A 23,753-nucleotide genomic window follows, 5' to 3' on the forward strand; every position below is an offset into this window, starting at 1 on the left:
CCCCAGGGAGGCCGTCAGCCGCCGCGCAGAGCGGCGCGGGCGGCCTCCATGGCGGTGGTGCGGTAGGCGGCGCCGAACAGGCACACGTGCACCAGGAGCGGGTGCATCTGGTGCAGGGCCACGCGCGAGCGCCAACCCGCTGGCAGCGGCGCCATCTCGTTGTAGGCGTCGCGGACGCGGTCCAGGTACGGGAGGCCGAACAGCGCCAGCATGGCCAGGTCGGCCTCCCGGTGGCCGCCGTGCGCGGCGGGGTCCACCAGGACCGCGTCGCGCGCCCCCCACAGCACGTTGCCGCTCCACAGGTCGCCGTGGATGCGGGCGGGCGGTTCGGACGCGCCGGCCAGGTCCTCGACGCCGTCGACCACCCGCTCGACGATCCGGGCGTCGGTCGGTGTCAGGCCGCCGTTGTCCAGCGCCCGGCGCAGGTACGGGCGCAGGCGCTGCTCGGCGTAGAAGCGCGGCCAGTCCCGCGCGGGGGTGTTGTCCAGGGGCAGCGGTCCGATGAAGCCCGGCCAGGGCGCCCCGAAGTAGTCGGCGCCGGCCAGGTGGGTCCGGGCCAGGCGCCGGCCCAGCCGTTCGGCCGCCTGCGGGGTGGGTTCGCACTCGTGCACCCACGGCAGGACCACGATGCGGTCGTCCCAGGCCAGAGGGGTCAGTACGGGAGAGTCGGGGGCCCGGCCCAGCCATTCCAGCCCGCGGGCCTCAGCGGTGAACACCCCGCTGGGCTCGGCCTCGCGCGGCAGCGACTTGACGAACAGCCGGGAGCCGTCGGCCAGTTCTGCGTAGGCGATCTCCCAGTCGTGGCTGTTCCCGGCCCGCGCGGCGCGCCGAACCTCCCGCCCCACCAGGGCGGTGAGGCGTTCGGCCAGGGTGCCGTCGACCGGGTCCCGGCGGCGGTCCCCGGCGCCGTCGTCTCCGTCGTCTCCGTCATCCCCGCCGCCGACGGGTCGCATGGCCGGGCCCCCGTTCACCCGCGCAGCCGTGCGACGAGTTCGCCGGTCAGGCCCTTGGCGGCGGACTCCAGCATGTTCAGCACGGCCGTGAAGCCGTCGTCACCGCCGTAGTAGGGGTCGGGCACCTCGGGGTTGGCGCCGCTGGCGGGCGCGAAGGAGCGGAAGAGGCGCAGCCTGGAGATGTCGAAGCCGAACTCCTCGCCCCGTTCGTCGACGACCCGCCGCACCACGTCGAAGTTGTCCAGGTCCATGACCAGGACGAGGTCGCGGTCGGCCAGGTCGGACGGCTCGAACTGACGGGCGGTGTGCTCGGTGAGGTAGCCGTGGACGCGCAGCGTCGAGGCCGCGCGCGGGTCCATGCCGCCGCCCACGTGCCAGTCACCCGTCCCGGAGCTGTCCACCTCCACCAGGTCGGCCATCCCCGCCCGTTCCAGATCGGCGGTGAGGACCTTCGCGGCCATGGGAGAGCGGCAGATGTTGCCCAGGCACACGACGCTGACGCGGTAGGGGCCTGTGGGATCACGCGGTTCCGGCAAGCTCATACCTCTTACCGTAACGAAAAACGGCGCCCGCCACCCGCTCCGGAGCCGCGAGTTCGCACCGTCACGGCCACGCGGCCATGAAGGAGGCCCCGACGGGTGGGTCCCTAGCCCTTGGGCAGGCGCACCACGGTCACGAAGAAGTCGTCGATCTGCCGCACGACCCTGATGAACTGGTCGAAGTCGACCGGCTTGGGCACGTAGGCGTTGGCGTGCAGGCGGTAGCTCCGCAGCACGTCCTCCTCGGCCTCGGAGGTCGTCAGGACGACGATGGGGATGTGCGCCAGGTCGTCGTCGGCCTTGACCTCCTCCAGCACCTCACGGCCGTCCTTGCGGGGCAGGTTGAGGTCCAGCAGGATCAGATGGGGGCGGGGGGCGTCGGCGAACTCGTCCTCGCGGCGCAGGAAACGGAGGGCCTCGACGCCGTCGGACACCACGTGCAGCCGGTTGCCCAGCTTGTGTTCCTCGAACGCCTCCTTGGTCATGAGGACGTCGCCAGGATCGTCCTCGACCAGCAGCACCTCGATGGGATGCACCAACATGACCTCGCTCAAACGTCCAGACCCCTGTCAGGGCCCCGCCCGTGACCGGGGGGAACCGTACCGCCGCCGTACGCGGTCCGGGCCGAGGGCTCGGCGCCGGACTCGTCGTCCGGCGTGTCGCCGTCTCTTCCCGGTACGTGCGTACCAACGGGCTGTCGTGCGGCCGTGGAGGCCGGCTCCGCGGGGGCGGTTCCGGCCTGCTCGGTACCCTCGACTCCACTGTCGGAGTTAACGCGGTCCTCCGGCTCGGCGGTTCCCTTGTGTGAAACCGCTTCCCCTTCGGGACCTTGTTCCGACTCGGTGTCGGCGGGCAGAGCCCAGCATATGCGGGTTCCGGTCGGTTCGGAGCGCGTCACGGCCGTGGTGGCGGTCTGTTCGTCCCCGTCCGAGCCGGTGTCCAGCCAGATCCGTCCCCCGTGGAACTCGATGATCTTCTTGCACATCGCCAGGCCGATGCCCGTCCCGGTGTACTTCTCACGTGTATGCAACCGCTGGAAGATCACGAAGATGCGCTCCGCGTACTGCGGTTCGATCCCGATTCCGTTGTCCGCACAGCAGAACACCCATTCGTCGCCCTGGCGCTCCACGCTGATGTGGACCCGCGGGTCCTCCTCGCCGCGGAACTTCACGGCGTTGCCGACCAGGTTGAAGAAGACCTGGGTGAGCAGGGTCCGGTCGCCCTGGATCGTGGGCAGGGGGTCGCCGGTCACCTCCGCGCCCGCCTCCTCCAACCGGGTGGAGAGGCTGCTCAGGGCGTCGCCGAGGGCCACGTCCAGGTCCACCGGGGCGAAGTTCTTGGTGCGTCCCACGCGGGAGAAGGCCAGCAGGTCGTTGATGAGCGTCTGCATGCGCTTGGCGCCCTCGACCGCGAAGTCGATGTAGGCATCGGCGCGCTCGTCCAGCTGGCCCTGGTAGCGCCGCTGGAGCAGCTGGCAGAAGCTCGCCACCTTGCGCAGCGGCTCCTGGAGGTCGTGGGAGGCGACGTAGGCGAACTGCTCCAGCTCCAGGTTGGACCGGCGCAGCTCCTCGGTCTGGTGCTCCAACAGCGTCGACTGCTCCTGGAGCTTGCGCCGGGCGGAGGCGACCTCGTCCAGGTCGTGCACGATCCGCTCGCGCATGGAGTCGACGTCCCGTCCCAGGCGGACGATCTCGGGCGGGCCGTGCAGGGAGATGCGGTGGGCGTAGAAGCCCTCCGACACCTGGCGCATGTGTCCGGCGAGCTCCTCCAGGGGGCGCAGCACCCACTGCTGGAGCATCACCCACAGGAACACCGACAGGAACACCACGACCAGGCCGACCAGGACCAGCAGCGCGACGACCTGCTGGGTGGCCATGGTCAGGCCGCTGCGGGCGTCGTCGATCTCGGACTGCAACTGCGCCGCGGCGCTGTCGCTGACCCGGTTCAGTTCCAGGAACAGCACCCGGCCGCGCTGGAGCTCCTCCTGGGTCGGGGCCTCGCCGGCGTTCACCTTCTCCAGCGCCGGCTCGGCGAACTCCTCGGTCCACACGGTGCCGGCGCCTAGCAGCTCGTCGATGCCGTCGGCCACCTCCGGGTTGCTCTCGGCGAGCGCGGTGAGCTCGGCGCGGCTCTCGGTGAGCTGCAGCCGGGCCTCGACGAAGGGCTGGAGGAAGTCGCGGTCCTCGGTGAGGATGTAGCCGCGCAGGGCGTGGTCCTGGCTGAGGTAGGCCGAGCGGGTCTGCTCCACGGCGGAGACCGCCGGGGTGAGCGACTCGACCTGGAGTTCCAGGGAGTCGCGGGCGTTGAGCGCGGCGAGGGTGATGACCGAGACCGCCACCACGAGCACCACCGCGACCACGGTCAGCAGGCTGGTGACGCGGCGGCGCAGGCTCCAGGACTCGTGTCCGGCGCGGACCCGCCGCTGCAGGGACCCGCCGTTGACGAAGTCGTCGGCTGCGGGTGGTCGCGCGGTGCGGGTGTCGGTGCCGGTGTCGGACACACCGGTGTCCGGGGACGGGCGCCCGGATCCTTCGCCGTCGGGCTCCATGGACGCCCCCTCCCCTGTGGGTCTCACTCCGGATCCCCGTGCGTGATGAGCAGCATCGCGACATCGTCCTGCAGCGGTCCTCCGTTGCTGCGCTCGGCCTCGTCCACGAGGTGCTCGGGCAGCCGCGAGAGGGACACGCCCTGGTCCAGGATGCCCGAGACCATGCGGCGCAACCCCGCGACCTCCAGCCGCGAGGGCGGTCCGCCGTCGTAGGCGTCGACCAGGCCGTCGGTGTAGAAGAGCATGCTGGCGCCCCGGGGCAGGATGACCTCGTCGGTGTCGGTCTGCTCGACCGGGTAGACGCCCAGCGGGGGCTGGGGGGTGGCCGGGACCTCCACGACGGTGCCGTCCTGGACGACCATGGGGGGCGGGTGGCCCAGGACCCGGGTGCGGACGCGGTCGCTGCCGGTGTCCAGGCTGGCCATGCACAGCGTCGCGTACATCTCCTCCTGGGCGCGCTCGCTGACGAGGATGTCCTCGAGGTTGGGCAGGACCGCGTCCTCGGCCACGCCCGCCATGATGAAGGCGCGCCAGGCGATGCGCAGGCTCACCCCCAGGGCGGCCTCGTCGGGGCCGTGCCCGCTGACGTCGCCGATGATGACGTGGGTGGTGCCGTCCTTCTCGACGGCGTCGTAGAAGTCGCCGCCGACCACGGCGCGCTCCCGGCCGGGCCGGTAGTAGGCGCGGTGGCTCAGCGGAGAGCGCTGGAGCAGGACCTGGGGCAGCAGGCCGCGTTCCAGCCGCATGTTCTCGCGGGCGTGGATGCGCGCCTCGTGGAGCTGGCGGGCGTTCTCGTCGGCGCGCCGCCGCTCCAGGGAGTAGCGGATGCTGCGGCCCAGCAGGGAGCCGTCGACCTGCCCCTTGACGAGGTAGTCCTGGGCGCCGGCGGAGACGGCGGCGATCCCCTCGTGCTCGTCGTCGAGGCCGGTGAAGACCACGACGGCCGCCAGGGGAGCGCTTTCCAGCACCTCCCGCAGCAGGTCGAGGCCGTGGGCGTCGGGGAGGTTGAGGTCGAGCAGGACGCAGCCGCGGAACCCCTTGAGGTGGTCCCGGGCCGCTTGGAGTGTGGAGACCCAGGTGATACGCGTGGCCAGGACGGTATCGGCGAGCAGTTCCTCGGCGAGGAAGGCGTCGCCGGGATCGTCTTCGACCAGCAGGACGTCAACCGATTCGACGGGAGCCTCCACTCGATCGTCCGGCGCGGTGTCGTCACCCAGGGTGGTCGCCCCGCGTCCGGCGTGCCCGTTGAGGGAGGCGGCGTCCGCCGTCTCCCCACTGATCACCGTCACGGGATCGTGCCCTGTTCCCCTGTTATCCACTCATCGCCTTTGGTCTGCCGTCCGTCAGGTGCGTTGGCCGCGCCGGACCCCAGGTGGACACCTCGGGTCATCCCGGCGGTTCGGACCGCACGACATGCAAACGATAATCGCCCGGAAGACCTGTTGACCAGCGGGCGTAACGAGACACATCCAACGATGGCGGACGGAACCGCCACCCCTGCGGGCGCGCACGTGCGCCCGCCCGGTCCCAACCCGTCTGACGGGGCGGTCATTCCACGGACCCGGCACATCGGGCATATGCGCATGCAAGGGCATGTGCACCATGTGACGCGGAGCACGGACCGCGTCCGGTTCCGGCGGACCGTACCGACCGACGGTCGTCACCACTCGTGACCGAACGAAGACCGCGTCCCACTTTTTCTGACGGGATGTCATATAAGCCTTGAGCAATGACTCCCTAAATGACATCATGTCAGAAAATGCACCGATTGGAAGGCGGACAGCGCACATGAGCGCGACGGCCGAGGCCTCCCTCCCCCTTTCCCCCGAGCTGTTCTCCGACCGTCTCAAGGCCGCCACCTGGCACGACCACGAGACCGCCGAGTACCACGGATTCACGCGGGCGCTCACGGACGGCACGCTCTCCCTCGACGGGTACACCGCCATGGTCGCCCAGCACTACTTCGCCTACGCCGCCCTGGAGGACCTCGGATCGCGCCTGGCCGACCACCCCGTGGCCGGACGGTTCATGTACCCCGAGCTCCTGCGCCTGCCCGCGCTGGTCCGCGACCTGGAGCACCTGCTGGGCCCCACGTGGCGCGACCACATCTCCCCCAGCCTCGCCACCCGCACCTACGTGGCGCGCATCGAGCAGATGGCCGACCACCCCGAGGGGTTCGTCGCCCACCACTACACGCGCTACATGGGCGACGTCTCCGGCGGCCAGTTCATCCGCCGCGCCGTGGCCCGGGCCCATGGGCTCAGCGACGAGCGCGGAGTCTCCTTCTACGTCTTCGACCGGCTCGGCAGCCTGCCGAAGTTCCAGGCCGGCTACCGCGCCCGCCTCGACGCCCTGGACCTGGACGAGTCCGCCGCCCAGCGGCTCATCGACGAGACCCGACTGGCCTACCGGCTCAACACCGAGGTCCTCGCCGACCTCGGCCGCGCCCACTGCCGGTGACCCGGATTCCGGCCCCCTGGCGCCCCCACGGAGGGACGGTCCGTGCGGGGCCGCCAGGGGCGCCGGTCGTGACACCATAGGAGCATGCCCAAGATCACGGCCCCCACCATCGCCGCGCACCGCGCCCAGACGCGGGAGCGCATCATGGAGGCGGTCGACGAGCTGATCCGGTCGCAGGGGATCGACCGCGTCTCCATGACCGACGTGGCCAACGCCGCGGGCATCACCCGCACCGCGCTGTACAACTACTTCCCCGACAAGCCGGCGCTGCTCCTGGCCTTCACCGAGCAGGTCAACACCGCCTTCGTCGAGCGGTACCGGCGCGAGCTCCCCTCGGGCGTCTCGGCGGCGCGGCGGCTCTCGGCCTTCCTCCGCCTCCAGCTGGAGGGCATCGTGGCCCATCCGCACCCGCCGGCCGCCGAACTCGGCGCGAGCCTGGGTCCGGACGCCTACCAGGCGCTCGCCGCGCACGTGGCGCCGATGCAGCGGCTGCTCACCGAGATCCTGGAGGACGGCACCGCCGCCGGGGAGTTCGACCCGCTGCCGTCCGAGGCCACCGCCGGACTCACGCTGTCGATGGTGGGCTCGCAGCGCATCCCGCTCGTCAGCGGCGAGACCGACATCGACGGCACCCACGCCCTGGTGACCAGGTTCGTCCTGCGGGCCCTGGGAGTGGCGGCCGAAACCGTCGACACGGTCCTTCCCCCTTCGGCCACGTACGGTGGCGACTCGTAAGCTCTGCGCGATAACGGCGTGTCCGTAACAGGCGCCCTTACGTACGCGAAGCGATACCGACTCGATACAGCGCGGCGATGTCGGCGAGAATCGGGCAGCCGCCCTCGGGCTGCGTCCCCTTCCCGCCCCTCGAACCGTGAGGTCCTACCCGACGTGTCCCTCGTGCTGATCGTCGTCGGCGCCGCGCTGGTGTCGACCGCCCTGTTCAACAAGGTGCCCAGGTTCGTCCCGGGCCGACTCCCGGACCCACGCGGCGCGGGGGTGGCGACCGCGCGGCGTACGGCCGTGCCGCCCCGCCTGCGCTGGGTCTCCGCCCGGCTGACCGAACAGGGCCGCGCTCTGCTCACCACGGTCGGCGGCAGCGCGCTCATCGTGGCGTTCTTCCTCACCCTGTCCGGTTTCTGAGCCCGGGGCGCCGCGCGCGGGTGTGGACCGCCGCGCTCAACGCAGGCCTACGGTCCATTTCCTGCTCAGGCGGGCGAGGAGGCCGCCGGCGACGGTCGCGGCGATGCCGCCCGTCACCGCCGCCGCGGTCGCCACGCGCTCGCGCGTGCGCGAGTCCCGGTAGGCCGCCAGTTCCGCGATCGCCCGGTCGGTCTTCCCGAACGAGCCGCCGCACAGCCACGGGTCCAGCTCCATGGCACGCCACCGGGCACGCCACGGACGCAGCGGGTCGAGTCCGCCGGGCAGCGACGCCGTACGCGGCTTCCAGCGCGTCGCCGGGCCGGCCGGGGGGATCGGCAGCAGCCTCGGCGCGGGACCGGAGTAGCGCAGCTCGCCCGGAGCGTTGGCGATCATCTCCACGAGCAGCTTGGCGCAGGCCCGCGCGTCGCCCAGCGCGGTGTGCTGGCCGGTCGGCCAGTCTCCGCTGAGCTGGTAGGACGCCTTCGGCAGCGCGTAGCGCTCCAGGTCGAGCTGCGAGCGCAGCGCCCGCAGCGTGCACAGGCCGGACTGGCCGCCGGGCAGCCCCGCGGGCACCAGTTCCGCGGCCAGGAAGCGCTGCTCGAAGTCCAGGTTGTGGCTGACCACGACGGCTCCGGAGAGCAGCCGGGCCAGGCGCGGCACCAGCTGGGCCACCGTGGGAGCGCCCACGGTGTCGCTGTCGCCGATGCCGTGGAACTCCTGCCCGCGGACCTCGGCACGCGGATCCACGAGCGTGCTGAACTCCTCGACCACCGTCCCGTCGCCGCGCACCCGCACGACGGCGACCTCGACGATCCGGGCCCCGGTGCGCGGCTCCAGCCCCGTGGTCTCGGTGTCGAGCACCGCGTACTCCAGGTCCGCCGCCCGCATACCGACCCGGCGCCGGGTCAGCGTGCCCATCCGCAGCGTTCCCATCGTGTGGCCTACTTCCCGTCTCATCCGTCCCACCAGCGCGTCCAGCGCCTGCCGGGCGTCCGCAACGACCCTACTCCCCGTTCCCGACACGGCCTCCCGCACGGAAGAACCCGTCGTTATGTAACGTTCTTACGCGTGTCCGCCCCTCAGCGGACACTCTCGTACACATCGACCTCAACGGCGAGGAGAGCCCGCATGACCCAGACCGCCCTGCCCGAGTACGTCCCCCTGGCGGAGGTCATCCGGTCCGGGATGCGCGAGAGCGTCCACTACGGGGCGGTGGTCGGCCTGTCCGCGTCCGGCCGCATCACCCACGCCCGGGGCCCCGTCCACCAGCCGATGTTCCCGCGCTCGGCGGCCAAGCCCTTCCAGGCGCTGGCCGTACTCCGCGCGGGCGCTCGGCTGGAGGGGCCCTCGCTGGCGATCGCGGCGGGCAGCCACGGCGGCGAGGACGTCCACGCCGCCCAGGCCGGCCGGATCCTGTCCGACGCCGGGCTCACCCCCGACACCCTGCGGTGCCCGGCCGACGTCCCCGGCGGGAAGAAGGCGCGGCTGGCCTTCCTGCGCGCGGGACGCGAGCCCGAGCGCCTGCTGATGAACTGCTCCGGCAAGCACGCCGCGATGCTGGCGGCCTGCGCGCACCAGGGGTGGAGCACCGAGGACTACCTCGACCCCGCCCACCCCCTCCAGGTGCTGATCCGCGAGACGATCGAGGACGTGTGCGAGGAGCCGGTCGCGCACACCGCCGTGGACGGCTGCGGAGCGCCCCAGCTCGCCGTCTCCCTGGCCGGGCTGGCGCGCGGGCTGTGGCGCATGCGCACGGCGCCCGAGGGCGGCCCCGAGCGCGCCGTCCTGGACGCCATGAGCTCCCACCCCGAGTACGTGTCGGGCATCGACCGGACCGACACCGACCTGATGACCCGGATGCCGGGTCTGGTCTCCAAGATCGGCGCGGACGGCGTCCTGCTGCTCGGCGCCGCCGACGGCGAGACCGTCGCGGTCAAGATCAGCGATGGCGACGCCGAGGAGCGGGCGCGTACGCTGGTCGCGCTCGACGCGCTGCGGACCCTCGGAGTGGACGTGTCCCCGGTCCAGGACCGGTTGCGCGTCGACGTCCTCGGCGGCGGATCCCCCGTGGGCGAGGTCCGGCCCCTCTAGGGAGTGGAGCGGGCCACCTCGGAATCGTTGAGCGAAGGGAGTGCACGGTGCCGTCCAACCTGAGGGACGTGGTGATCGCCGGTGCCGGAATGGCCGGTCTGCACGCGGCCGAGGCGCTGCGCCGGAAGGGGTTCGAGGGACGGGTGACGCTCGTCGGCGCCGAACCCCACGCCCCCTACTCGCGCCCTCCGCTGTCCAAGGAGGTCCTGACCGGGATCGGCATGGAGCCCTCCGGCGGCGACCCGGGCTGGCTGGTGGGCCACCGCTCGCTCCGCCTGCTCGACGACGCGGTGGTGGAGGGCCTGGACCTGGACGTGCGCACGGGCACGCGCGCCGTGGGCCTGGACCCCGCCGCGCGTGAGGTGAGCGTGACCGGGCCCGACGGGCGCACGGAGGCGCTGCGCTACGACGGTCTGATCATCGCCACCGGCGCCCGCGCCCGCCGCCCGGACACCGACCTGGCGGGCGTGCACGTGCTGCGCACGCTCGACGACGCCGAGGCCGTACGCGCGGAGTTCGACTCCGCGGGGCACGTCGTGGTGGTCGGGGCCGGGTTCGTGGGGGCCGAGGTGGCCGCGAGCGCCCGCGCCGTGGGCATGGGCGTCACGCTGATCGAGGCGGCGCCGACCCCGCTGACACGGGCGATCGACCCCCGGGTCGGCGGGGTGTTCACCGAGCTGCACCGGGAGAACGGCGTGGACGTGCGCCTGGGCGTCGGCGTGGTCGGATTCGAGGGCGGCGACCGGGTCGAGCGGGTCCGGTTGGCCGACGGCACCACGATCGAGGCGTCGCTGGTGGTGGCCGGACTGGGCGTGCGCCTGAACACCGAGTGGTTGCGCGGATCGGGGGTGGAGCTGCTCGGCGACGGCGCGGTGCTGTGCGACGAGCACTCCGAGTCCTCGGTGCCCGGCGTGTACGCGGTCGGCGACCTCGCGAACTGGCCGCACCCCCGCTTCGGCGGGCGGATCCGGCTGGAGCACTGGACCAACGCGAGCGAGCAGGGAACCGCCGCCGCGCACAACCTGCTCGCCGGGCGGGGGCGGGTGCCCTTCACTCCGGTGCCCTACTTCTGGTCGGACCAATACAAAAAGAAGATCCAGCTGCTCGGACAGGGTGCGCCGGCCGATGAGGTCACCTTCGTGCACGGCTCCCCGGAGGACCGAAAGTTCGTCGCGTTCCTGGGGCGCGGGGGCATGCTCACCGGAGTCCTGGGGCTGCGGTCCACGCCCCGCACCATGCGCTACCGGAGTCTGTTGGAGAAGCCCACCACCTGGGACGAGGCGTTGGCGGCCGCGAGGACGTGAGCCGTCACCGGTGGGGCGCCGGCGGCAGGCCCCGGGCGGCCGGAGGCGCCGGCCCCACCGGCTCCCCGGGAACGCTCAGTCCTGCACGCTGATGGCGCGCTTGGGGCAGAGCCGCTCCGCCTCGCGCACCCGCTCGTGCAGTTCGGCCGGGGGCTCCTCGGTCAGCAGGTAGAGGAAGTCGTCGTCACGGACCTCGAAGACCTCGGGTGCGGCCCCCATGCACAGGGCGTTGCTCTCGCACTGGTCGAAGTCGACCTTGACTCGCATGGTTCTCCACTCCTCGCGCGGACGGTGTCGGCGGTACGACCCTAGGGCATGTGCCGCGGGACACACCCCGACGGGCGATGGCGGCCCCACTGTCCCTTTCAGGTGAACCAATACCGGTCGCTCCCGGTCCTACCTCCAGACGACGGCGGCGGCCGGCCGCCGTCCGAGGAGAGGACGACGTGACCGCTACGGACGACAGCGCAGGACGGCAGGGGCCCGCGCCCGGGTACGCCCGGCCGCACGGCGCACCGGGATTCGACGCCTACGGGCGACCGGTCCACCCGGGGTGGGCCGGACCGCCGCCGCCCCGGCCCCGACCGCCGAAGGTCCCACTCCCCCACGCGCCCCTGTGGCTCCCGATGGCGGTGGTGGGCGTCGGCGTGGTGGCGGCGTTCCTGGCGACGCTGAACCGCCCGGGCCTCGGCCTGGTGGTCACCGGGGTGGTCGCGGGCCTGACCGCCCTGGCCGCCCTCATGGTGCGCCCCGCCATACCGGAGAGCGGTGTCCCGCCGGAGCAGTCCCCCGACGAGGACCCCGCACCGTCTCCCGCTCCCCCGCACGGCCGCGCCGTCGCCGAGTCGGGCGCGGACCCCCGCGTGCACGCGACCGTCCCGGCGACTCCCGCTCCCCCTGAGGGCTCTGGGACGGATGAGCCGGAGGGCCGTCCCGAAGCCGACGCGCCCCCGGAGTCCGCGGCGAACGACGACCCCGATTCGGAGGTCACCGCGCCGTCCGAGGCGGACGCCGAGCGCCCAGGAGAGGCGGCCGCGGCCCACGAGTCCCGCGGGAGCGATGAGAGCCCCTCGCGCCACCTGGGCCCCCACCACGAGCACCACGGCACACCGGACGCCCACCCCGACGCGGCTCCCGGGCACGAGGCGGATCCCGCCGCCGGACCGGCGTGGGGCGACCACCAGACCCGCCCCGGCTACGCCGTCTGGCCCCAGCAGGGATACGGCGCCCCCGGCCATCCGGGCCACGCCCATCCCGCCGCGCCGCCCCACCAGGGATACGGCCACCCGGGCTACGCGTCCCCCGGCCACGCGGGCCACGTCGCCCACGCCTACCCCGAGCACGCCCACCAGGCCCACGCCGCCCCCTGGCCCCGGACCGCCGACGATCCGCCACCCGCGGCGCCCGCTCGGCCCGACCGGTACGCCTACACCTGGTCGGCGGTCTTCGGCGTTCTGGCGGCCGTCCTGCTGGCCACCGCGGCGCTGCGGGACGCGGGCTGGGTCCTCGTGTGGACTCTCACGGGCTCGCTCCTCCTGGCCTCGATGGCGTTCGCCACCCGCAACCCCGCCGCGCGGCGCAACGCCGTCAGCGTGGCCACCAGCGCGTTCGCCCTGATGCGCAACCTGCCGGCCGCTCCGCGCTTCCTGCTCAGCCCCCTGAACACCAAGCGCGCCGCCGGCCTCGTCCTGCCGATCATCCTCACCTCGATGGTGACCCTCGGCCTCCTGCTGGTCTTCGGGCTGCTGTTCACCCTCGCCGACCCGGTGTTCGCCGCCTACCTCGGGCGGATGTTCACCTCCGTCGGGACGGGTTCGGGCCTCCTGCGCCTGTTCGGCATGCTCGTGACGATGCTGCTCACCGGCGCGGCCGTCCTCACCGCCCGGCGGCACCACCGTCCGCGGCCCCGCCCGGCCGCTCCCCCCACCGCCCCCCCTCTGGCCGGTGTGGGTCTGGACCGTGCCGCTCTTCGCGCTCGTCGGCCTGTTCGTCGCGTTCGTCGGCGTGCAGACCGCGGTGATGTTCGGCGGGGACGACTACGTGCAGCGGGTCTCCGGGGTCATCTACGCCGAGTACGCGCGGCAGGGCTTCTTCCAGCTCGTGGTGGTGAGCGTGCTGGTCCTGGGCGTCATCGCCGTCGCGGTCCGGCTGCTGCCCTCCCGGACCGCCGTGGCCCTGACCCTGCGCAACGCCCTGCTCGGCCTGTTGTGCGTGCTCACCCTGATCATCCTCGCCTCCGCGATGATGCGGTTGCAGCTCTACATCGACACCTTCGGCCTGACCCGCCTGCGCGTGAGCGCCGAGGCGTGGATCCTGTGGAGCGCGGGCGTGTTCGGCCTGGTCATCGCGGCGGGCTTGTGCAACACCCTCGGCCGCTCGGCCGCCTGGCTGCCCCGGGTCACGGTCGCCTTCGGCGCGGTGGCCCTGGCGGTGTTCGCCTACGGAAACCCCGACCTGCGGATCGCGGAGAGCCACCACGACCTCGACCTGGCCGCCGTGGACACGCACTACCTGAGCACGCTGTCCGCCGACGCGGTCCCCGGGCTGATGGGGCTGCCGGAGGGCGAACGCGTCTGTGCCCTGGCGGGGCTGCGCGAGCGCCTGGACGACCCCGCCGGCCGCGGGGTGGCCGCCTGGAACCTCTCGCGGGTCCAGGGGCGCGAGCAGCTCGCCGAGCTGGGGCTGTTCAACGACGTCAGCGGCCTCGACTGCGGCGTGCGCGGCTACGTCGACTGGTGAGGATCCCGCCTCGCCCGGGGGCGCGCCGCGGCGCGCCCCCGGGTCGATCACTTCGCGAAGCGGTCGGTGGCCTCGATGAGCCGGTCGAGGATGCCGGGCTCACTGAACGCGTGGCCCGCGTCGTCGATGATGTGGTACTCCGCCTCCGGCCACGCCTTGTGCAGGTCGTAGGAGGTCCGCACGGGCGTGCAGGTGTCGTAGCGGCCCTGCACGATCACCCCGGGGATGTGCCGGATCTTCTCCGCCCCGTCGATGAGCTGGTTCGGGGTGAGGAACCCCTTGTTCGAGAAGTAGTGGTTCTCGATCCGGGCGAACGCCAGCGCGTAGTCGTCCTCGCCGAAGTGGGCGCGCAGCTCCGGGTCGGGCAGCAGCGTGACCGTCGACCCCTCCCACACGCTCCACGCGCGGGCCGCGGCCAACCGCACGTCGCGGTCCGGGTCGTTCAGGCGCCGGGCGTAGGCGGCGATGAGATCGTCTCGCTCCTCCTCGGGGATGGGCTCCAGGTAGGACTCCCACAAGTCCGGGAAGAGCATCGAGGCGCCCTCCTGGTAGAACCACCGCAGCTCCTCGTCGCGCAGGGTGAAGATCCCCCGCACGATGAGCTCGCTGACCCGGTCGGGGTGCGTCTGCGCGTAGGCCAGCGCCAGGCAGCTGCCCCAGGAGCCGCCGAAGACCTGCCAGGTCGAGGCGCCGATCATCTCCCGCAGGCGCTCCATGTCCTCCACCAGCGTCCACGTGGTGTTCGTGGACAGGTCGGAGTCCATCTCGCTCGCGTGCGGCGTCGAACGACCGCAGTTGCGCTGGTCGAACAGCAGGACGCGGTACTTCTCCGGGTCGAACAGCCTGCGGTGGTCGGGGTTGCAGCCGCCGCCGGGTCCGCCGTGCAGGAACACCACGGGCTTGCCCGCGGGGTTGCCGCACAGCTCCCAGTACACGCGGTGTCCGTCGCCGACGTCGAGCATGCCCGAGTCGTAGGGGTCGATGGGCGGATACAGGGTGCGCACAGCCGTGCCCTTTCGTGTCGCGTCGGCCCCGGGTGTCTCCCGGGGCCATCGCCGCCGGGGGTGACCGGAGCGAGGAGGAAACGCCGGCCCTCGGTGGGGGCCGGCGGAGGTGGTTCGGGGGGCGGCCACCGGGGACCGATCGGGCCGCGGCCGGGGGGCGGTCGGGCGCCGGTTCAGAGGCGGTCGAGGAGTTCGGCCTTCTTGGCGCTGAACTCCTCGTCGGTGAGCAGGCCCTCGGCGTGCAGGCGCCCCAGCTCGCGGATCTTGGCGAAGACGGACTCCTCCTCCGCGCTGACACCGGGCACCGGGGCGAGCGCCGCGGCCTCCTCGGCGGCCGCTTCGACGGGCTGGATGTGGGCGTTCAGGGTCGCCGCCATGAGCAGCGTCTCCTCACCGCCCTTCGTGCCGTGGGAGGCCAGGGTGAAGAAGTCGTTCTCCAGCTCCGTCGCCTCGGGGATCGTCACGCCGCGCAGCACGATGCGCAGGTGCCCCTCGGTGACGTCCACCGGCGGGTACCAGGTGGCCGACTCGATCTCCGACAATCGGTACTCGCGCGACTTCTCCCGCTCCTTGGCCGTGCTGGACAGCCACCCGTCCCATTGCAGCCGCACCCGCGTGCCGTCGAAGGACGCCGACCCCTCGGCGGTGCGCACCTGCACGGGCGGCCGGGCGACCAGCCCCTTGGCGACCTCGGCCGGTTCCGGGGCCCGCTCGCACAGCTCGCGGGCGTACCTGGCCGCCGCGGCGAGCTGGTCGGAGAAGTACTCGGCGAGGAGTTCCTTGTCGTGCGGACCGGTCAGCACCAGCGGCGTGGGCGCCTCGCTGCCCGGGCCGCCCAACTGCGCGTAGGGGTCGGTCCCCTCGGCCAGGCGCAACCGCAGGCGCCATCCGCGTTTGCGGTCGACCTGGTCGAACTCGACGTCGGTGACGGCCGCCAGCGGTACCGCGCAACTGCCCAGCGACTTGAACAGCGTGGGCACCTTGCGACCGGAGTCGAAACGGATACGCACCATCTCGTCGTCGAGCCGCCAGGTTCCGTGGTGTCCGCGCAGTTCCTCCATAACGCCCAATCCTAGAGCCGAGCGGCCCATCGGTGGGGAAGCGTCGGAGCCGTCCCGCGCGGGTAGGACTCGCAGAGCACGCCCCACCCGCCCCAACCGGGCGGACCCGTGGACGGTGCGGTCACCGTGCCGTCCCGAAGCGGAGGTCGCCAGCGATGTCGAAAGAGAAGGCCGCCGCGGGTGCGGCGGAGTTCCGAGCCGCGCGGGACCTGCTCCTGGAGCACCGCACGGACCAGGAGAAGGCGCACCGGGAGTTCACCTGGCCCCGGTCCGAACATTTCAACTGGGCCCTGGACCACTTCGACGCGGTCGCCCGGACCCGCCCGGACCGGACCGCGCTCTGGGTCGTGGCCGAGGACGGCAGCGACACCAAGTACACCTACCGCCACCTGTCGGAGCGCTCCAACCAGGTGGCGAACTGGCTGATCGGCCAGGGCGTGCACCCCGGCGACCGGATCATGGTGATGCTCGGCAACCAGGTGGAACTGTGGGAGACCACGCTGGCCGCGATCAAGCTCGGCGCCGTGGTGGCCCCCACCGCACCGGTCCTGTCCGAGAGCGACCTGCTGGACCGCCTGGAACGCGGCGACATCCAGCACGTGCTCTGCGGGGTCGTGGAGACCCAGAAGTTCGCCCACCTGCGCGGCCACTGGACGCGGATCTGCGCCGGGTACATGGACGGCTGGCTCAACTACGCCGACTCCGAGCACGCCGGACTGGACTTCGCCCAGCCGCACGCCACGCACCCCGACGACCCCCTGCTGCTGTACTTCACGTCCGGAACCACCGCCCGCCCCAAGATGGTCACCCACACCCAGAGCTCCTATCCCGTCGGCCACCTGTCGACCATGTACTGGCTCGGTGTGCGACCCGGCGACATCCACCTCAACGTGTCCCAGCCCGGATGGGCCAAGCACGCCTACAGCAGCGTGTTCGCGCCCTGGAACGCCGAGGCCACGGTTCTGGCTCTGGACCACGTCCGCTTCGAACCCGAGCGGCTCCTCGACGAGGTGGTGCGCCGCGACGTCGACACCCTGTGCGCGCCGCCCACGGTGTGGCGGATGCTCCTGCAGACCGACCTCGGTTCGTGGCGGGTGGGGCTGCGCGAGGCCGTGGCCGCCGGCGAGCCGCTCAACGCCGAGGTCGTGGACCGGGTCCGCGAGGCCTGGGGCATCACGGTCCGCGACGGCTTCGGGCAGACCGAGACCACCATGCTCGTCGGCAACGGTCCCGGCCGGCCCGTGGTGCCGGGCTCCGTGGGCCGGCCGCTGCCCGGCTACGACATCGTCATCGTCGACCCGGCCACCGGGGAGCCCGCCGAGACCGGACAGATCGGCGTGGACATGACCGGCGACCCCGTGGGCGTGATGCGGGGGTACGCCGACTCCGACGACGGTGGCGGCCGGGTCCGCCGCCACCTGTACCTCACCGGCGACATCGCCGGCCTGGATTCCACCGGGAACATGCGCTATATCGGCCGTACCGATGATGTCTTCAAAGCCTCCGATTACCGCATCTCTCCATTCGAGCTCGAAAGCGTCCTCGTCGAACACGAATATGTGGCCGAGGCCGCGGTGGTGCCCTCTCCGGACCCGCTGCGCCTGTCGGTCGCCAAGGCCTACGTCGCCCTCGCCGACGGGGTGGCGCCCGACGCCGTCACCGCGCGCGCCATCCTCTCCCACGCCCGCGAGCGCCTCTCGCCCTACAAGCGGGTCAGGCGCCTGGAGTTCGCGGAACTGCCCAAGACGGTGTCGGGTAAGATCCGCCGTGTGCAACTGCGCCGGGCCGAGGCCGAACGGGGCGCGGTCACCGATGGTGCGCGCCACCCGCGCGAGTACTGGGAGGAGGACCTCCCGGGGCTGACGGACTGATCCCGACGGCCCGCACCCGCATCCGTCAATTGCCACGGAAATGCGTCTCGCATCATGAGACCATTCGCCGGGAAAATCGCCGGTGTGGTGTTTCCCATCGTGTGGACCCGTGTCGATTCTCCTGCGACACCACGTCGCCCCGCCCGGCCGCGCTACTGTTTTTCGTGGCCTCTGCTGGCCAGACCGGACGGATCTAGGGGAAGACCATGCCCAGCACCAACGACACCAGGGTGGCCAGTTACCAGCCGCTCATCGCCCCCGAGGACCTGCTGGCCGAGCTTCCTCTGGGTCCCGAACGCAGCTCCCTGGTGGAGGACTCCCGCGCCGAGGTGACGCGGGTCCTCAACGGCGAGGACGACCGACTGCTCGTCGTCGTCGGCCCCTGCTCCGTGCACGACACCGAGTCCGCCATGGACTACGCCGAGCGGCTCAAGGCCCTCGTGCCGTCGCTGAACGACGACCTGTGCGTCGTCATGCGCGTGTACTTCGAGAAGCCGCGCACCACGGTGGGGTGGAAGGGCCTGATCAACGACCCCGGCCTGGACGACACCTACGACGTGCACCGCGGCCTGCGCACCGCCCGCACGCTGCTGCTCGACATCAACTCGCTCGGCCTGCCCGCCGGGACCGAGTTCCTCGACCCGATCACCCCGCAGTACATCGCCGACGTCGTCTCCTGGGGCGCGATCGGCGCGCGCACGACGGAGAGCCAGGTGCACCGCCAGCTCAGCAGCGGCCTGAGCACCCCGGTCGGCTTCAAGAACGGCACCGACGGCGACGTGCAGGTCGCCGTGGACGCGGTCGGCGCGGCCGCCGCCTCCCACACGTTCTTCGGTGTGGACCCGCACGGCGCCGGCTCGGTCGTCGTCACGGACGGCAACCCGGACTGCCACGTCATCCTGCGCGGCGGCCGCAGCGGCCCCAACTTCGAGGCCGCCCCGGTCGAGGAGGCCCTCGACGTCATCGAGGCCTCGGGCCTGCCCCGCCGCCTGATGATCGACGCCAGCCACGCCAACAGCGGCAAGGACCACACCCGCCAGCCGGGTGTGGCCGCCGCCATCGCCCGCCAGGTCGCCGCGGGCCAGAACGGCATCATCGGCGTGATGCTGGAGAGCTTCATCGTCGAGGGCGCCCAGAAGCTCGGTGACCCCTCCGAGCTCACCTACGGCCAGTCCATCACCGACAAGTGCATGGGCTGGGAGACCACCGAGCACGTGCTGGCCGAGCTCGCCGACGCCGTGCGCCGGCGCCGCAAGGCCAACACCTGACCGGCACCGCACCACGACCGGAGCGGCCGGGCGCCTTCAGGGGCGCCCGGCCGTTCCGCGTCCCGGGGACGGGCCGACCGGGCCGGTGTCCGCTTCCGGCCAGGGTCGACCCCCTGACCCGGTGCCGGGCCGTGTGGTCTCCTGGCCGGACGGTCTCCTGCCGAGAGGTGGTCATGTCCCGGCGTTTTCGCACCCAGGACGGAAAGCACGTAGGCGTCGGCGACGCGGTGTGGAGCCAGAACCACTGGCCCCGGACGATCACGGGCGTGGTGAGCGAGGTCGGCGCCGACTGGGTGGTGATGGACGCCACCGAGGACGCCGTCGCCACCGGCTCCGCCATCGGCGCCGACACCCTCAGGATCGCGGCCGAGGACTTCTCCGCCTACGTCTACGAGTCCCATCCGCCCGCCGAGGAGTGCGAACGGGCGGGGTGCCGGTTCCGTCCCTGGGGAGCCCGCCGCTCCTGACGCCGGTGCTCAGTCCCGGGCGTCCTTGACGACCTCGCCGCCCTGGACCACCAGCACCACACGGTCGGGGTCGCCCAGGAGCGCGATGTCGCTCAGCGGATCGCCGTCGCACACGACCAGGTCGGCGGTCTTGCCCGCCTCGACGGTGCCGAGGGCGCCGGCCGCGCCGAGCAGCTCCGCGGCATCGCGGGTGCCCGCCACGATCGCCGCCATCGGGGACAGGCCCACACCCACCAGGTGTCGCAACTCGGCCAGGTTGGCCCCGTGCGGAGAGATCCCCGCGTCGGTGCCCAGAGCGACCCGGACCCCGCGCCGCACGGCCTCCGACACACGCTCGAAGGTGCGGTCGGCCAGGGCGCGCTTGGTCTCGACCGCCTTGGGCGTCATCAGGTGCACGCGGTCCTCGAAGTCGAAGGTCGACAGTGTGGGGACCAGGAACGTACCCCGCTCCAGCATCAGGTCGATGCCCTCGTCGTCGACCAGGTAGCCGTGCTCGATGCTGGTGGCGCCGCCGCGCACGGCGTTGCGGATACCCGCCGCCCCCTGTGCGTGCGCCGCGACGGGACGGCCCCCGTGGCGCCCGGTCTCCTCGACGATGGCGGCGATCTCCTCGACGGTGAGGCCCTCGTCGTCGGGTGTGTCCGAAGGGCTGGACACTCCGCCCGTCGCGCACACCTTGATGACGTCCGCGCCGTCGCGCATGAGGCGCCGCGCGGCCACCCGCGCCTCCTGGACGGAGTCGACGATCTCCACCACCGTGTGCCCGCCGCACTCCTGCAGGCTGACGCCGGAGGGCATGGTGAAGTCGGCGTGGCCGCCGGTGTGGCTCATCAGGCGCAGCGCGACGTTCATCCTGGGTCCGCTCACCAGGCCGCGCTCCTGGGCCTGCCGGAATCCGGCGTCGGCGCCGCCGAGGTCGCGCACGCTCGTCACACCCGCCGCGAGGGTACGCCGCATCCGGTCGCCGGTCTCGAAGGCGTGCAGGCTGCGCGTGCGGTCCAGGGTGTTGTTGAGCAGCTCCCGGCTGTCCTCCATGCCCAGGTGCACGTGGGTGTCGATGAATCCCGGGAGCAGGACGCGCCCGCCCAGCTCCACCACGCGCTCTCCGGGCGGGGAGGCCGGCGTCCGCGCGGCCGGTCCGGCGTAGACGATCGCCCCGTCCTCGACGACCACCGCGGCGTCGGCCACCGGCTGCGCGCCGGTGCCGTCGATGAGGGTGAGGTCTCGGTACAGGGTCCTGGCGCCGGTCATGCGGTCACTCCTAGGTCGATGCGGGGCTGGGCCGGGGACCGTTCCTTCGGGCCCCGGCGGTCGAAGGCGCGCCGGTGGCGCGCGGGTCGGCCGGGTCAGATACGCGCTCCCATCCCCGGCCCGACGGGGATGCCCGCGAAGTAGAACACCGCGAGCACGCACGTCCACAGGACCAGGAAGGCCAGCGAGAACGGCAGCGCCCGGGCGATCACCGTGCCGACTCCGGCCTTGGGCTCGTAGGCGCGCAGGAAGCCGAGGATGATCACGACGTAGGGGCTCAGCGGCGAGAGCACGTTGGAGGTCGAGTCGCCGATGCGGAACGCCGCCTGGACGAAGCCGGGCTCGTATCCGAGCAGCGCGAACATGGGCACGAACACGGCAGCGAAGAGCGCCCACTGCGCCGAGCCGGAGATGACGAACAGGTTGATCAGGAACGCCAGCAGGATGAAGCAGATGATCGCCCCGAAGCCGGTGAAACCGGTGGCCTCCAGCCCTTCGGCACCCTTGATCGCGATCCAGGTGGAGATTCCGGTCCAGTTGAACAGCTGGAGGAACTGCGCCATCACGAAGGCCAGGACGATGAAGTTGGACATCTCCTTGACGGTGTGGCCCATCATCCTGGCGACGTCGGCGCCGGTGGTGATGGTGCGGGTGACCAGGCCGTAGACCACCGCGGGTACGGCCAGGACCACGAAGACGAGGAAGACGACCGAGCTCAACAGCGGAGACGTGGGCAGGAACCCGCCCTCCTCGTTGCGCAGCGGCGCCCCCGCGGGCAGGGTCACCAGCAGCACGACGGCGACGGTGACCAGCAGGGCCGCCCCGGCCCAGCGCATGCCCCGGACCTCGGAGGCGGACAGGGCCGGGTCCATCCGCATGTCCGGGCGGTCCTGGTCGATCGGCTCTCCCTCGGTCCGCACCCGCTCCCGGGTGACGCGCCCGCGCACCAGTGACGGTTCCAGGACGCGGTCGATGAGGAAGCCGCCGGTGACGCTGAGCAGGATCGCGATGGTGAAGGTCAGGTAGTGGTTGGACACCGGTGTGACCGTGGTGCCCACTCCCACGGCCTCGGAGGCGGTGACGGTGATGCCTGAGAGCAGGGCGTCCGTACTGGTGATGAACGGACTGCAGCTGAACGCCGCGGTGGCCACGGCGAAACCGCCGAGCAGGCCCGCGACGGGGTGGCGTCCGGCCGCCTTGAACACGAGCGCCGCCAGGGGCGGGACGACGACCATCGCGGCGTCGCTCATGATGCTGGCGGCGACCGCGACCAGCGCCACCACGTACGGCAGCAGCCATCGCGGAGAGCGGCCGAACGCCCGTCGGACCAGGGCGTTGAGCAGACCCGTGCGCTGGGCGAGGCCGACACCCAGCAGGACGGTCAGGACCACGCCGAGCGGCGGGAACCCGATGAAGTTGGCGACCAGGTTGGTGGTGATCCAGGTCAGCCCCTCGGCGGTGAAGAAGTTCTGGATCTCCTGGACGCCCTCGTCGCCGCCCGGCACTTCGTAGGTGGCCCCGAGGGCGGACATGACCGAGGACGCGACGGCCACCAGCGCGAACAGCAGCAGGAACAGGATGAACGGATCCGGGATCCTGTTGCCGACGCGCTCGATGCCGTCCAGGACGCGGGCGAGGAAGCCGGGCCGTCGCACGGCCGGGTTCGTCTCGTCCTGCCGGGGGTTCTTGGTGCTCATCGGTCACCTCGTGTGGGAAGGGGGAGTTCGGGGAGGACCGGTCGGTCAGCGGGTCGCGCCGGCGGTGGGCTCATTGCCGGTCCGCGCGAGGGCGGCGCCCTTGTGGGCCCGGCCGTCCTTGAGGACGGCCCGGATGTTGGCCGGGTCGCCCGGCAGGGTGATGTCGCTGAGGGGGTCGCCCTCGCACACCACGAGGTCGGCACGCTTGCCGGGCTCCAGGGTGCCGACCTGGTCGGCCACGCCCAGGAGCTCCGCGGCGTCGCGGGTGCCCGCGAGGACGGCCCCCATGGGGCTCATCCCGTGGTCGACCAGCAGCGCCAGTTCGCGCAGGTTGCGTCCGTGCGGACAGATACCGGAGTCGGTGCCCAGGGCCACGCGCACGCCCGCGGCGATGGCCGCGGAGATGTTCTCGCCGAGGTGCTCCTGGAGACGGAGCTTCTTGGCGACCGCGTAGTCGGCGGACTTCGCGGGGTCGGGCGGGGTGGTCGCCGTCGACAGGGTCGGGACGAGGAAGGCCCCGCGGTCCAGCATGAGCTCGATGCCCTCGGCGTCGATCTCGTAGCCGTGCTCGACGCTGGTGACCCCGGCGGTGAGCGCGTTGCGAATGCTGCGCGCGCTCTGGGCGTGGGCGGCCACGGGGACCCCGTGAGCGGCCGCCTCGCGCACCACCACGGTCATCTCCTCGACGTTGAGCCCGTCGTGCCAGGGCGTGTCCCGCGGGCTCCACACGCCACCACTGGCCATGACCTTGATGACTCCGGCGCCCTTGCGCATCGCCTCGCGCGTGTTGCGCAGGGCCTCGTCCACGCCGTCGGTGAGCATGGAGATCGCGCCGCCCGGGCCCATGGCCGTGCCGGAGTCGAAGCCGCAGCAGGTCCGGAAGTCACCGTGGCCTCCCGTCGGACCGAGCGCGCGGTAGGCGATGGTGGTGCGGGGGCCGGCGACGATGCCGTCGTCCACGGCCTTCTGGACGGCCATGTCGAGCCCGGCGAGGTCGCGGACGCTGGTGACGCCCGCGTCGAGGGTGTCGCGGAGCACGGGGATCGCCGCGTAGTAGCCGAAGTGCGGCGGCTGGTCGAGCAGGTCGGCGGGGTTCATGCCGCCGGCCGGCATGGTCATGTGGACGTGTGCGTCCACGAAGCCCGGCAGGACGGTTCCACCGGCGGCGTCGACCTCCTCGTGGGGGCCGCTCACGTGCGGGGCCTCGGCCGCGGGACCGATCCAGTCGATGCGGCCGTCGCGGACGACGACCACGTGGTCGGGGCGCGGTTCGGCGCCCGTGCCGTCGATGACGGCCCCACCTCGAACGACGACCGTTCGCTCACCACCGGGCCTGGGTGTCACGTGTGCGCCCCTTCCG

Annotated in this window: 21 protein-coding genes and 1 pseudogene; 10 read left to right on the forward strand and 12 right to left on the reverse strand. The window is 72.3% G+C overall.

The window, feature by feature from the left end; all coding sequences use genetic code 11:
* Window positions 1-14: 14 nt before the first annotated feature.
* The 5 genes from DFP74_RS30755 to DFP74_RS30775 form a co-directional block, all read right to left on the reverse strand.
* The gene (locus tag DFP74_RS30755) at window positions 15-953 is read right to left on the reverse strand and encodes a fructosamine kinase family protein (protein ID WP_121187196.1); all 939 of its coding nucleotides are present in this window, start codon (window positions 951-953) and stop codon (window positions 15-17) included.
* 14 nt (window positions 954-967) lie between these two features.
* Window positions 968-1,495 (reverse strand): low molecular weight protein-tyrosine-phosphatase, encoded by a 528-nt coding sequence (locus DFP74_RS30760; protein WP_121187198.1) that lies wholly within the window; start codon window positions 1,493-1,495, stop codon window positions 968-970.
* Between the two features lie 104 nt (window positions 1,496-1,599).
* Window positions 1,600-2,034, reverse strand: a complete 435-nt coding sequence (locus DFP74_RS30765) for a response regulator (protein ID WP_053615061.1) — start codon at window positions 2,032-2,034, stop codon at window positions 1,600-1,602.
* A gap of 8 nt (window positions 2,035-2,042) precedes the next feature.
* Complete coding sequence (locus DFP74_RS30770) at window positions 2,043-4,040, reverse strand: ATP-binding protein (protein ID WP_121187200.1); 1,998 nt, start codon at window positions 4,038-4,040, stop codon at window positions 2,043-2,045.
* Window positions 4,041-4,063: 23 nt separating this feature from the next.
* Window positions 4,064-5,329, reverse strand: coding sequence for a PP2C family protein-serine/threonine phosphatase (locus tag DFP74_RS30775; protein ID WP_121187202.1), 1,266 nt, complete (start codon window positions 5,327-5,329; stop codon window positions 4,064-4,066).
* A gap of 499 nt (window positions 5,330-5,828) precedes the next feature.
* Between DFP74_RS30775 and DFP74_RS30780 the strand changes: the two genes are divergently transcribed.
* From DFP74_RS30780 to DFP74_RS30790, 3 genes are all read left to right on the forward strand, one after another.
* Entirely contained in the window at window positions 5,829-6,500 is a 672-nt protein-coding gene (locus tag DFP74_RS30780; RefSeq protein WP_121187204.1) for a heme oxygenase (biliverdin-producing), read from the forward strand.
* A gap of 84 nt (window positions 6,501-6,584) precedes the next feature.
* Window positions 6,585-7,235 carry a TetR/AcrR family transcriptional regulator gene (locus DFP74_RS30785; protein ID WP_121187206.1) on the forward strand — a complete coding sequence of 217 codons (651 nt, stop codon included), beginning with the start codon at window positions 6,585-6,587 and terminating at the stop codon, window positions 7,233-7,235.
* 153 nt (window positions 7,236-7,388) lie between these two features.
* A complete protein-coding gene (locus tag DFP74_RS30790; protein WP_121187207.1) occupies window positions 7,389-7,640 on the forward strand; it encodes a hypothetical protein in 252 nt (83 codons plus the stop codon).
* Window positions 7,641-7,676: 36 nt separating this feature from the next.
* Here DFP74_RS30790 and DFP74_RS30795 read toward each other — a convergent pair whose 3' ends face one another.
* Window positions 7,677-8,573, reverse strand: coding sequence for a PolC-type DNA polymerase III (locus DFP74_RS30795; protein ID WP_121187210.1), 897 nt, complete (start codon window positions 8,571-8,573; stop codon window positions 7,677-7,679).
* Window positions 8,574-8,768: 195 nt separating this feature from the next.
* Between DFP74_RS30795 and DFP74_RS30800 the strand changes: the two genes are divergently transcribed.
* Together DFP74_RS30800 and DFP74_RS30805 are read left to right on the forward strand one after the other, a co-directional pair.
* Window positions 8,769-9,731: an asparaginase gene (locus tag DFP74_RS30800; protein WP_121187212.1), complete on the forward strand. Its 963-nt coding sequence runs from the start codon at window positions 8,769-8,771 to the stop codon at window positions 9,729-9,731.
* A 47-nt stretch (window positions 9,732-9,778) separates the two neighbouring features.
* Entirely contained in the window at window positions 9,779-11,035 is a 1,257-nt protein-coding gene (locus DFP74_RS30805; protein ID WP_121187215.1) for an NAD(P)/FAD-dependent oxidoreductase, read from the forward strand.
* 75 nt (window positions 11,036-11,110) lie between these two features.
* Here DFP74_RS30805 and DFP74_RS30810 read toward each other — a convergent pair whose 3' ends face one another.
* Entirely contained in the window at window positions 11,111-11,302 is a 192-nt protein-coding gene (locus tag DFP74_RS30810; protein WP_121187217.1) for a ferredoxin, read from the reverse strand.
* 473 nt (window positions 11,303-11,775) lie between these two features.
* On the opposite strand from DFP74_RS30810, the pseudogene DFP74_RS35285 reads away from it, so the two are divergent.
* Window positions 11,776-12,876: pseudogene (locus DFP74_RS35285) on the forward strand (DUF4153 domain-containing protein); the annotation flags it as partial.
* Window positions 12,877-12,979: 103 nt separating this feature from the next.
* The gene (locus tag DFP74_RS34820) at window positions 12,980-13,774 is read left to right on the forward strand and encodes a DUF4173 domain-containing protein (protein WP_233571240.1); all 795 of its coding nucleotides are present in this window, start codon (window positions 12,980-12,982) and stop codon (window positions 13,772-13,774) included.
* A 47-nt stretch (window positions 13,775-13,821) separates the two neighbouring features.
* On the opposite strand, the gene pip is transcribed toward DFP74_RS34820, so the two are convergent.
* Both pip and DFP74_RS30830 read right to left on the reverse strand, forming a co-directional pair.
* Window positions 13,822-14,778, reverse strand: coding sequence for a prolyl aminopeptidase (pip, locus tag DFP74_RS30825; protein WP_121187219.1), 957 nt, complete (start codon window positions 14,776-14,778; stop codon window positions 13,822-13,824).
* Between the two features lie 173 nt (window positions 14,779-14,951).
* A complete protein-coding gene (locus tag DFP74_RS30830; protein WP_121187221.1) occupies window positions 14,952-15,839 on the reverse strand; it encodes a DUF4429 domain-containing protein in 888 nt (295 codons plus the stop codon).
* A gap of 155 nt (window positions 15,840-15,994) precedes the next feature.
* Between DFP74_RS30830 and DFP74_RS30835 the strand changes: the two genes are divergently transcribed.
* From DFP74_RS30835 to DFP74_RS30845, 3 genes are all read left to right on the forward strand, one after another.
* Window positions 15,995-17,710 carry an AMP-binding protein gene (locus tag DFP74_RS30835; RefSeq protein ID WP_121187224.1) on the forward strand — a complete coding sequence of 572 codons (1,716 nt, stop codon included), beginning with the start codon at window positions 15,995-15,997 and terminating at the stop codon, window positions 17,708-17,710.
* Between the two features lie 206 nt (window positions 17,711-17,916).
* On the forward strand, window positions 17,917-18,978 hold the full coding sequence (locus DFP74_RS30840) for a 3-deoxy-7-phosphoheptulonate synthase (protein WP_121187226.1): 1,062 nt from the start codon (window positions 17,917-17,919) through the stop codon (window positions 18,976-18,978).
* Between the two features lie 173 nt (window positions 18,979-19,151).
* Window positions 19,152-19,445: a hypothetical protein gene (locus tag DFP74_RS30845; protein ID WP_147453937.1), complete on the forward strand. Its 294-nt coding sequence runs from the start codon at window positions 19,152-19,154 to the stop codon at window positions 19,443-19,445.
* 9 nt (window positions 19,446-19,454) lie between these two features.
* Here the strand turns inward: DFP74_RS30845 and DFP74_RS30850 are convergent, their stop codons facing one another.
* The 3 genes from DFP74_RS30850 to DFP74_RS30860 all read right to left on the reverse strand — a co-directional run bounded on the left by DFP74_RS30850 (window position 19,455) and on the right by DFP74_RS30860 (window position 23,737).
* A complete protein-coding gene (locus DFP74_RS30850) occupies window positions 19,455-20,696 on the reverse strand; it encodes an amidohydrolase family protein (RefSeq protein WP_121187230.1) in 1,242 nt (413 codons plus the stop codon).
* Window positions 20,697-20,791: 95 nt separating this feature from the next.
* Window positions 20,792-22,393: an AbgT family transporter gene (locus tag DFP74_RS30855; RefSeq protein ID WP_121187232.1), complete on the reverse strand. Its 1,602-nt coding sequence runs from the start codon at window positions 22,391-22,393 to the stop codon at window positions 20,792-20,794.
* 45 nt (window positions 22,394-22,438) lie between these two features.
* The gene (locus DFP74_RS30860; protein ID WP_233571241.1) at window positions 22,439-23,737 is read right to left on the reverse strand and encodes an amidohydrolase family protein; all 1,299 of its coding nucleotides are present in this window, start codon (window positions 23,735-23,737) and stop codon (window positions 22,439-22,441) included.
* Between the last annotated feature and the right edge of the window lie 16 nt (window positions 23,738-23,753).

Source organism: Nocardiopsis sp. Huas11, assembly GCF_003634495.1.
In the GTDB taxonomy this organism is placed as follows: domain Bacteria; phylum Actinomycetota; class Actinomycetes; order Streptosporangiales; family Streptosporangiaceae; genus Nocardiopsis.

Coding starts and splice junctions, on each gene's coding strand:
- DFP74_RS30755 (WP_121187196.1), bottom strand. CDS start 953: ATGCGACCCGTCGGCGGCGGGGATGACGGAGACGACGGAGACGACGGC.
- DFP74_RS30760 (WP_121187198.1), bottom strand. CDS start 1,495: ATGAGCTTGCCGGAACCGCGTGATCCCACAGGCCCCTACCGCGTCAGC.
- DFP74_RS30765 (WP_053615061.1), bottom strand. CDS start 2,034: ATGTTGGTGCATCCCATCGAGGTGCTGCTGGTCGAGGACGATCCTGGC.
- DFP74_RS30770 (WP_121187200.1), bottom strand. CDS start 4,040: ATGGAGCCCGACGGCGAAGGATCCGGGCGCCCGTCCCCGGACACCGGT.
- DFP74_RS30780 (WP_121187204.1), top strand. CDS start 5,829: ATGAGCGCGACGGCCGAGGCCTCCCTCCCCCTTTCCCCCGAGCTGTTC.
- DFP74_RS30785 (WP_121187206.1), top strand. CDS start 6,585: ATGCCCAAGATCACGGCCCCCACCATCGCCGCGCACCGCGCCCAGACG.
- DFP74_RS30795 (WP_121187210.1), bottom strand. CDS start 8,573: ATGGGAACGCTGCGGATGGGCACGCTGACCCGGCGCCGGGTCGGTATG.
- DFP74_RS30800 (WP_121187212.1), top strand. CDS start 8,769: ATGACCCAGACCGCCCTGCCCGAGTACGTCCCCCTGGCGGAGGTCATC.
- DFP74_RS30810 (WP_121187217.1), bottom strand. CDS start 11,302: ATGCGAGTCAAGGTCGACTTCGACCAGTGCGAGAGCAACGCCCTGTGC.
- DFP74_RS30830 (WP_121187221.1), bottom strand. CDS start 15,839: ATGGAGGAACTGCGCGGACACCACGGAACCTGGCGGCTCGACGACGAG.
- DFP74_RS30835 (WP_121187224.1), top strand. CDS start 15,995: ATGTCGAAAGAGAAGGCCGCCGCGGGTGCGGCGGAGTTCCGAGCCGCG.
- DFP74_RS30840 (WP_121187226.1), top strand. CDS start 17,917: ATGCCCAGCACCAACGACACCAGGGTGGCCAGTTACCAGCCGCTCATC.
- DFP74_RS30845 (WP_147453937.1), top strand. CDS start 19,152: ATGTCCCGGCGTTTTCGCACCCAGGACGGAAAGCACGTAGGCGTCGGC.
- DFP74_RS30850 (WP_121187230.1), bottom strand. CDS start 20,696: ATGACCGGCGCCAGGACCCTGTACCGAGACCTCACCCTCATCGACGGC.
- DFP74_RS30855 (WP_121187232.1), bottom strand. CDS start 22,393: ATGAGCACCAAGAACCCCCGGCAGGACGAGACGAACCCGGCCGTGCGA.